Genomic DNA, 6,027 nt, shown 5'->3' with positions numbered 1-6,027 from the left:
ATGGTGCTGAAGAAGCCGAATTCCTGAGGGCTTATGGGGCCAAGGTCACGCTTCTGGCCGAACGCTCGCTCGATCTTGGGCCGACCGAACTTGCCAAGCTGGACCAGCAGGGCATTGATGTCGCCCCCTCGCCTGTCGGGCAGTTGCGTCTTGGCGAGTGTGTCGAGGTGAGGCTGGCCAATGGCTTGGAGCTACAATTCGACACGCTTTACCCCGCACTCGGCTCATCACCTCGGACGCGGCTTGCCTCTTTGCTCGGAGCACAGCTCAGCGAATCCGGGTGCGTGCTAACCAATGCCCACCAACAAACCTCGGTTAAGGGTCTCTACGCAGTCGGCGACGTCGTGGAAGGGCTCGATCAGATCAGCGTCGCAGCCGGACAAGCGGCGATCGCTGCGACCGCAATTCATAACCTGTTGCGCGACCGCGACAGTGGATTGTCATCCGCCCTCGCCGGGCTGTATTCTGCTCGGAGCGTACCGCCGACGTAGCGGGAGCCATTGGCGGTGCGACGAGCGAACACCGCCAACAAAGCGCTGATCGCCGGCTCGCTTGTCATCTTCTTCGGCTGCTTCGCGCTTATTCGTATCCACACGACGATCGGCGACACGGCCTTTCTCCGTTCGATGATCCCGTACCACGATCCCGTGGCTCGCGCGCGAGTGCATCGAGACAGTGTGCTATTATCAGGGTCGGGGTTCCTCGACACGCCCGAGCGGAGCCGGGATCGCTGGCGGCATCCTACGGCACGAAGGTCGGCGCTGCCGCATTCTCCTTCGAACCGCGCCAACACGCGAGCGGCTACTAAGCGTCGGGCCCCTCAGAACGCCAAGTGGTTTATTCCGCCATGCATGAAGGTTCCGCCGAGGAACCCCTGAATTGAGATCGCGAGCGTCATCAGGCCAAGCACCACCCAATACAACGACCGCGACCGCTCGGGACCCTTGCGGTGGCGGGCTGCCATCCAAGCCAGCACGACGCCGAAGACCGCGATCGATGTCCCGAGCCAGCGATGCGTCATCAGGATAGGGTTGCGGTCGGTCAGGTAGAACCCGCCTGCGAACCAGCCCAGGAACGCCGCCACGATCGCTCCCAGCGCGCCGACGACCAGCATTATGTGTGCGACATGCTGATAATCCCGGTTGCGGCGCCACAACCCGAACAGCTCCACCCCGAACGCACCGATGAACAGGGCGATGGGAAAATGAATGACCATGGTATGCACCCGCCCCAGCCAGCTCACAAGCCGTTCGCCGAAAGTCTTGTTCTTGTTGGCGGTCTCCTCGTGCATGCCGCCCATGTCCATGTCGTCGCCGGCGATGTCGCGGCCGCCCATGTTCATGTCCACGGTCGACATAGAGCCCATGCCCATGTGGCCGTCGCCAGCGTCCGCCCCATCTGCTTTCTGCGTCTCGGCTGCGCTGCTAGCGGCCGGCCCGGGACCGGCCCCGAGCGCATCGTGATCTTCGTGCGCCGATGCCGACGTGCTTACTGAGATTGCAACCGCAAGGAGTAGAGCGAAAGCCCCGCCTCGTTTACCGCCCATCACCCAACCCCTTGAACCGTGTTGTTTCAATCCAGTTTACGCACGCCGCGCCTTCTTCCCTCACCTGCCCAGCTTCCTTTGTGAAACTTTCCGTCTGCTCTTCAAGACGGACTGGACGCCACAGCTACGCTGGCTGCGGCGACCGCGTCATGCCACTCCGCCAAAAAACATCGGCCGATCAGCTGCCGTGGCGGGCGAACAGGCGGCGGCCGCTGGGACCAAAGGCGACCACGTCATAGGCTTGCGCCTTGACGCCCGGCACTTCCATTCCTGGCGAGCCGAACGGCATGCCGCCGACCGCGAGGCCTCGCACGCCCTTGGGCCGGGTCGAAAGAGCCCGCTTCATGTCGGCGATCGGCACGTGGCCCTCGAAAGCGATGCCATCGGCGATTGCGGTGTGGCAGGACGAGACGTCCGCGGGAACGCCCGCGCGCTTCTGCAGCGCCGGGCGGTTGGGATCATCGACGACGCGCACCTGACGGCCGAGCTGCTGCTGCACCTGCGCCGCCCACTTGGCGCAACAGCCGCAGCCGGGGTCGCGGTGCATAACGATCGGGGTAGCCGCGCTGGCGGCAACCGGAACCAACAAGGCTGCGGCAGTAAGCGCAAATCGCAACGCTGACTTCATGGAAAAATCTCCTTGGTCGTTCCTCCCGTCTCCTCGCTGGGGGCGGGAGGAACGAGGCTTATTACTGAGGACGCTTGCCCATCGACCGGAGCATCGCCTGGAGTTCACCGATGCTCTTGTTCTGCTCGGCAATCGATTTCTGGGCCATTTGCCGGGTCTTCGCATCGGGCGACTCCCGGAGAACGATCTGCGACATGGCGATCGCACCGCGGTGATGCTCGATCATCTTGCGGACCCACGTCTCGCTCGCATTAGCGCCCTTGGCCTTCATCATCTTTTCGTGCATCGCCATTTCGGCGGGCATGAAAGGCGTGTTCATGCCAGGCATGTTGTCGTGGTTCATGCCTTGCATTTTCGAATGGTCCATGCCCTGCATCTGCTGCTGAGCCAAAGCGGGGCTCGCCGACGTCGCGGCCAGAGCCAGAAGTGTTACTGTCTTGAACATCGACTTCTCCTTCTTGACCTCAGCCAACCCGACAAGACTAGTCGGCCTCAAAACCATGTGCGAATGCCCAGAACGAGGCTGGTGGATATCGCATCCTCGCCATCCTCGCGTGCAAAACGAGCAGAACGGCCCACTCTGCGCTCGTACGAAACACCTATATAGGGGGCGAACTCTCGCTTCACCTCGTAGCGCAGCCGCAAGCCAAGCTCGATATCCGACAAGCCCGAACCGATCCGGTCTGCCGGAACGTCCTGCGCCGCAAACTCAGCTTCGACACGAGGCTGGAGAATCAGCCGCTGGGTGATGCGCTGATCGTAATAGCCTTCAACGCGGCCCAGCACGTCTCCCTTGCTAGACAAGAACAGTGCGCCCTCGACATCGAAGAAACCCGGAGCCAGGCTCTCAAAACCGACTGTCGCGTAAACACGCGAGGGATTAGGCTTGAAGTCGTACCGGATCCCTGCCTGAAAATCGGTATAGGGTCCGATTGCCCGTGCGTAGAGCGCCTGCAGCTCCGCCCTTTCCAAGCTTCTCCCAAAGTTCCCTTCGCCCTCGGTTTTAAGAACCAGACGATTAACGTCGCCACCGTACCAGGCGCTGCCATCCCAACGATAAGCATCGCGACCATCCCGGATCTGGACTTCAGCCAGGTTGAATATGACCTGCGAGAAATTCTGCCCGCCGTGCATCGACCGCAGATGCTGCTGCGAATGCGCCATGGCAGCGGCAGAGTAGACCTGGTCCGCGGCACGATCCGTCGGAATGGGGGGCGGCGGAGCGGTGCCGGCCTGCAGGTTGGTGCCGATCATCGCCGCGCCCGTGCCTGAGGGCATGCTTCCCATGTCGTGTCCCGGCATGCCTTGCATCGCGCCCGAACTCTGGCCCATTCCCGGCATCGATCCATGGTCCATGCCTTGCCTGGTGCTTGGCTGGCCGGAGGCGGCACCGCCGGAGGCACTTGGCATGGCCGACATGTCGTGCGCGGTATTGGGGTTGGGGTTGGCTCCAGGCGTATTCATGCCCGGCATGGTCGTCATGTCATGACCGGCGTGAGGATCGGCAACGATCGTTGCAGGGGCCGGAGGCTTGGCGGGCTGATTCGCAGCGGGCTTGGCCCCCGATCCCGTTTTCGCGGGCGGTGTCGATCTAGCGGCGGGCTTTGGGGACGCTTTGCGCGCGACGGGCTTGGTCGCTGCGGGCTTCTTGGCGGCCGGCTTTTTAGCGGCCGGCTTTTTCACCGCTGGCGTATTTGACGGCGGCATCTTCATGCCCGGCATATTGGAATGGTCCATCTGCGCGGCCACCGGACTTGCGAGGCCAAGTGCCGCGCCGCCAGCGATCAAGAGGAACTTAGGCTGCATCGCGGTTCTCCTCGCCCATCGGGCGAACCGTCACGACACGCATCATCCCCGCGGTCATGTGATAAAGATTGTGGCAGTGGAACGCCCAGTCGCCGGGCGCATCGGCCGTTACGTCGAATGTCATCTTACCGCCGGGCGCCACATTCACCGTGTGCTTGCGAGGCGCGAAGTCGCCATGTCCGGTCACCAGCTCGAAGAAGTGGCCGTGCAAATGAATTGGGTGCGGCATCATCGTGTCATTGACCAGGGTGACGCGCGCGCGCTCGTCCTTGCGGAACGGGATGGGGTCGGCAGGGTCGCTCATCTTCTGGCCGTCAAAGCCCCACATGTAGCGCTCCATATTGCCCGTCAGGTGGATCTCCAACTGACGCGACGGGGCGCGAACGTCCGGGTTGCGGTCGAGCGCGACAAGATCGCGATAAGTGAGCACGCGATGATCCGCGTCCTCCAGCCCCTGCGGCGGCTCGCCCGTGCGGTCCTTCGGCATCGGCGAGATGGTCTGCACTCCCGGCCCCATCTTGACGCCGGGCGCGTTCTTGGGGTTGCGCATGTTCATGTCCATGCTGCCGCCTGACCCATGATCCATCCCGGCCATGCCGCCGCTGCTCATCTGACCATGGTCCATGCCCGCCATCCCGGCAGCGCCCGCCGCCATTTGGCTATGGTCCATCCCTGGCATAGCGCCGCTCATCTGGTCGCCCCCCATCCCAGCCATGCCGGCCATCGCAGCGCCTACCGCCTTCGTTCCGTGATCGGTGGGCTCTTTCCACCCGGTGAGCTTCCACAGGTTGCGCGAGGCATTCTGCATCAACGTGGGATCCGGCCCGCGCTTTGCGACCGGGTTCTCGTCCGCCATACCGGACATCCCCTCCATCCCGCTCATGTCCATGCCCATGTCGGTCATGGTCAGCAACGTGCGCGGGCGGAGCGGCGGGACCGGGGCGATCATGCCCTCGCGCGGGGCCAGTGTCGCGCGCCCCATGCCGGATCGGTCGATCGCCTCGGAAACGAAGCTGTAGGCGCGGTCCTCGGGCGTCACGATCACGTCGAAGGTTTCCGCGACGCCGATCTGGAATTCGTCCACGGTTACCGGCCGGACGTTCTGGCCGTCGGCCTGCACCACCGTCATCGGCAAGTCAGGGATGCGCACGTTGAAGTTGGTTTGCGCCGCAGCATTGACGATGCGCAGCCGAACCCGCTCGCCCGGTCGGAAGAGGCCCGTCCAGTTGTCGTAAGGGCCAAAGCCATTGACGAGGAAGGTGTAGGTCGACCCCGTAACATCCGCAATATCGGCCGGGTCCATGCGCATCTTGCCCCATTCCATCCGATCCTTGAGGCGCATCTCGCGGCCGGCGAGCAGCCCGCTCAGCGTCGGGCGCTGATAGTTGAAATAGGCGCCGCCCATCTGCTTGAGCTTGCGGAAAATTTCCTCGCCCGTCATTTCGCTATGGTCGGAGAGGACGATCACATGCTCGCGGTCGAACGCGATCGGGTCGGCACCGGCCGGATCAATCACGATGGGTCCGTAGAGCCCTGCCTGCTCCTGTTCGCCCGAATGGCTGTGATACCAGTAGGTGCCCGACTGCAAGATCGGGAATTCGTATACGAAGGTCGAACGCGCCTTGATGCCAGGGAAGCTGATGCCGGGCACGCCGTCCATTTGGAACGGCAGAATGAGCCCGTGCCAGTGAATCGAGCTATCCTCGTCGAGATTGTTGGTCACTGCGAGACGGACGTTCTGGCCCTCCTGGAGGCGGACGAGCGGTGCGGGCACGGTGCCGTTGACGCCGATTGCCGGCGTCGTGATCCCGTCCATGACGAGCTTCATCCTGTCGATCGTCAGCGCGATGTTTGTGCCCGACACGGTCGGCAGGGGCCTGGCGATGCCGCGCGACACAGGTTGCGCCCAAGCCGGCAGGTAGGCCGACATGGCCAGCGTGCCGCCAAGCATGGCGGTTCCGCGCATTACGTCGCGCCGGTTTAGATTGCGGCTCATGCCTTTCCTTCGCTCCAGTTCAATGCTTGCGGCCGGCGGCGGGGGGGGGGG

At 63.4% G+C, this 6,027-nt stretch carries 6 protein-coding genes and 1 pseudogene; 2 read left to right on the top strand and 5 right to left on the bottom strand.

The window, feature by feature from the left end; genetic code table 11:
* Positions 1-491 (top strand): FAD-dependent oxidoreductase (locus AX681_RS04160; RefSeq protein ID WP_197422047.1); only part of this gene is annotated, 491 nt, incomplete at its 5' end.
* 24 nt (positions 492-515) lie between these two features.
* Positions 516-641: pseudogene (locus AX681_RS22775) on the top strand (DUF305 domain-containing protein); the annotation flags it as partial.
* Positions 642-820: 179 nt separating this feature from the next.
* Here AX681_RS22775 and AX681_RS04155 read toward each other — a convergent pair.
* The 5 genes from AX681_RS04155 to AX681_RS04135 form a co-directional block, all read right to left on the bottom strand.
* Positions 821-1,357 (bottom strand): DUF2231 domain-containing protein, encoded by a 537-nt coding sequence (locus AX681_RS04155; RefSeq protein WP_082102658.1) that lies wholly within the window; start codon positions 1,355-1,357, stop codon positions 821-823.
* 367 nt (positions 1,358-1,724) lie between these two features.
* Positions 1,725-2,174 carry a DUF411 domain-containing protein gene (locus tag AX681_RS04150; RefSeq protein WP_046407136.1) on the bottom strand — a complete coding sequence of 150 codons (450 nt, stop codon included), beginning with the start codon at positions 2,172-2,174 and terminating at the stop codon, positions 1,725-1,727.
* A 61-nt stretch (positions 2,175-2,235) separates the two neighbouring features.
* Complete coding sequence (locus AX681_RS04145; RefSeq protein WP_030541567.1) at positions 2,236-2,619, bottom strand: DUF305 domain-containing protein; 384 nt, start codon at positions 2,617-2,619, stop codon at positions 2,236-2,238.
* Positions 2,620-2,666: 47 nt separating this feature from the next.
* Positions 2,667-3,980 carry a copper resistance protein B gene (locus tag AX681_RS04140; protein ID WP_007407010.1) on the bottom strand — a complete coding sequence of 438 codons (1,314 nt, stop codon included), beginning with the start codon at positions 3,978-3,980 and terminating at the stop codon, positions 2,667-2,669.
* Positions 3,970-5,976 carry a copper resistance system multicopper oxidase gene (locus AX681_RS04135; protein WP_030541566.1) on the bottom strand — a complete coding sequence of 669 codons (2,007 nt, stop codon included), beginning with the start codon at positions 5,974-5,976 and terminating at the stop codon, positions 3,970-3,972. Before AX681_RS04135 ends, AX681_RS04140 begins: the two co-directional genes overlap by 11 nt.
* Positions 5,977-6,027: the final 51 nt, after the last annotated feature.

The organism is Sphingomonas sp. CCH9-E2 (assembly GCF_001557215.1).
Lineage (GTDB): Bacteria > Pseudomonadota > Alphaproteobacteria > Sphingomonadales > Sphingomonadaceae > Sphingomonas.
This window is presented reverse-complemented; position numbering and strand designations above follow the sequence as displayed.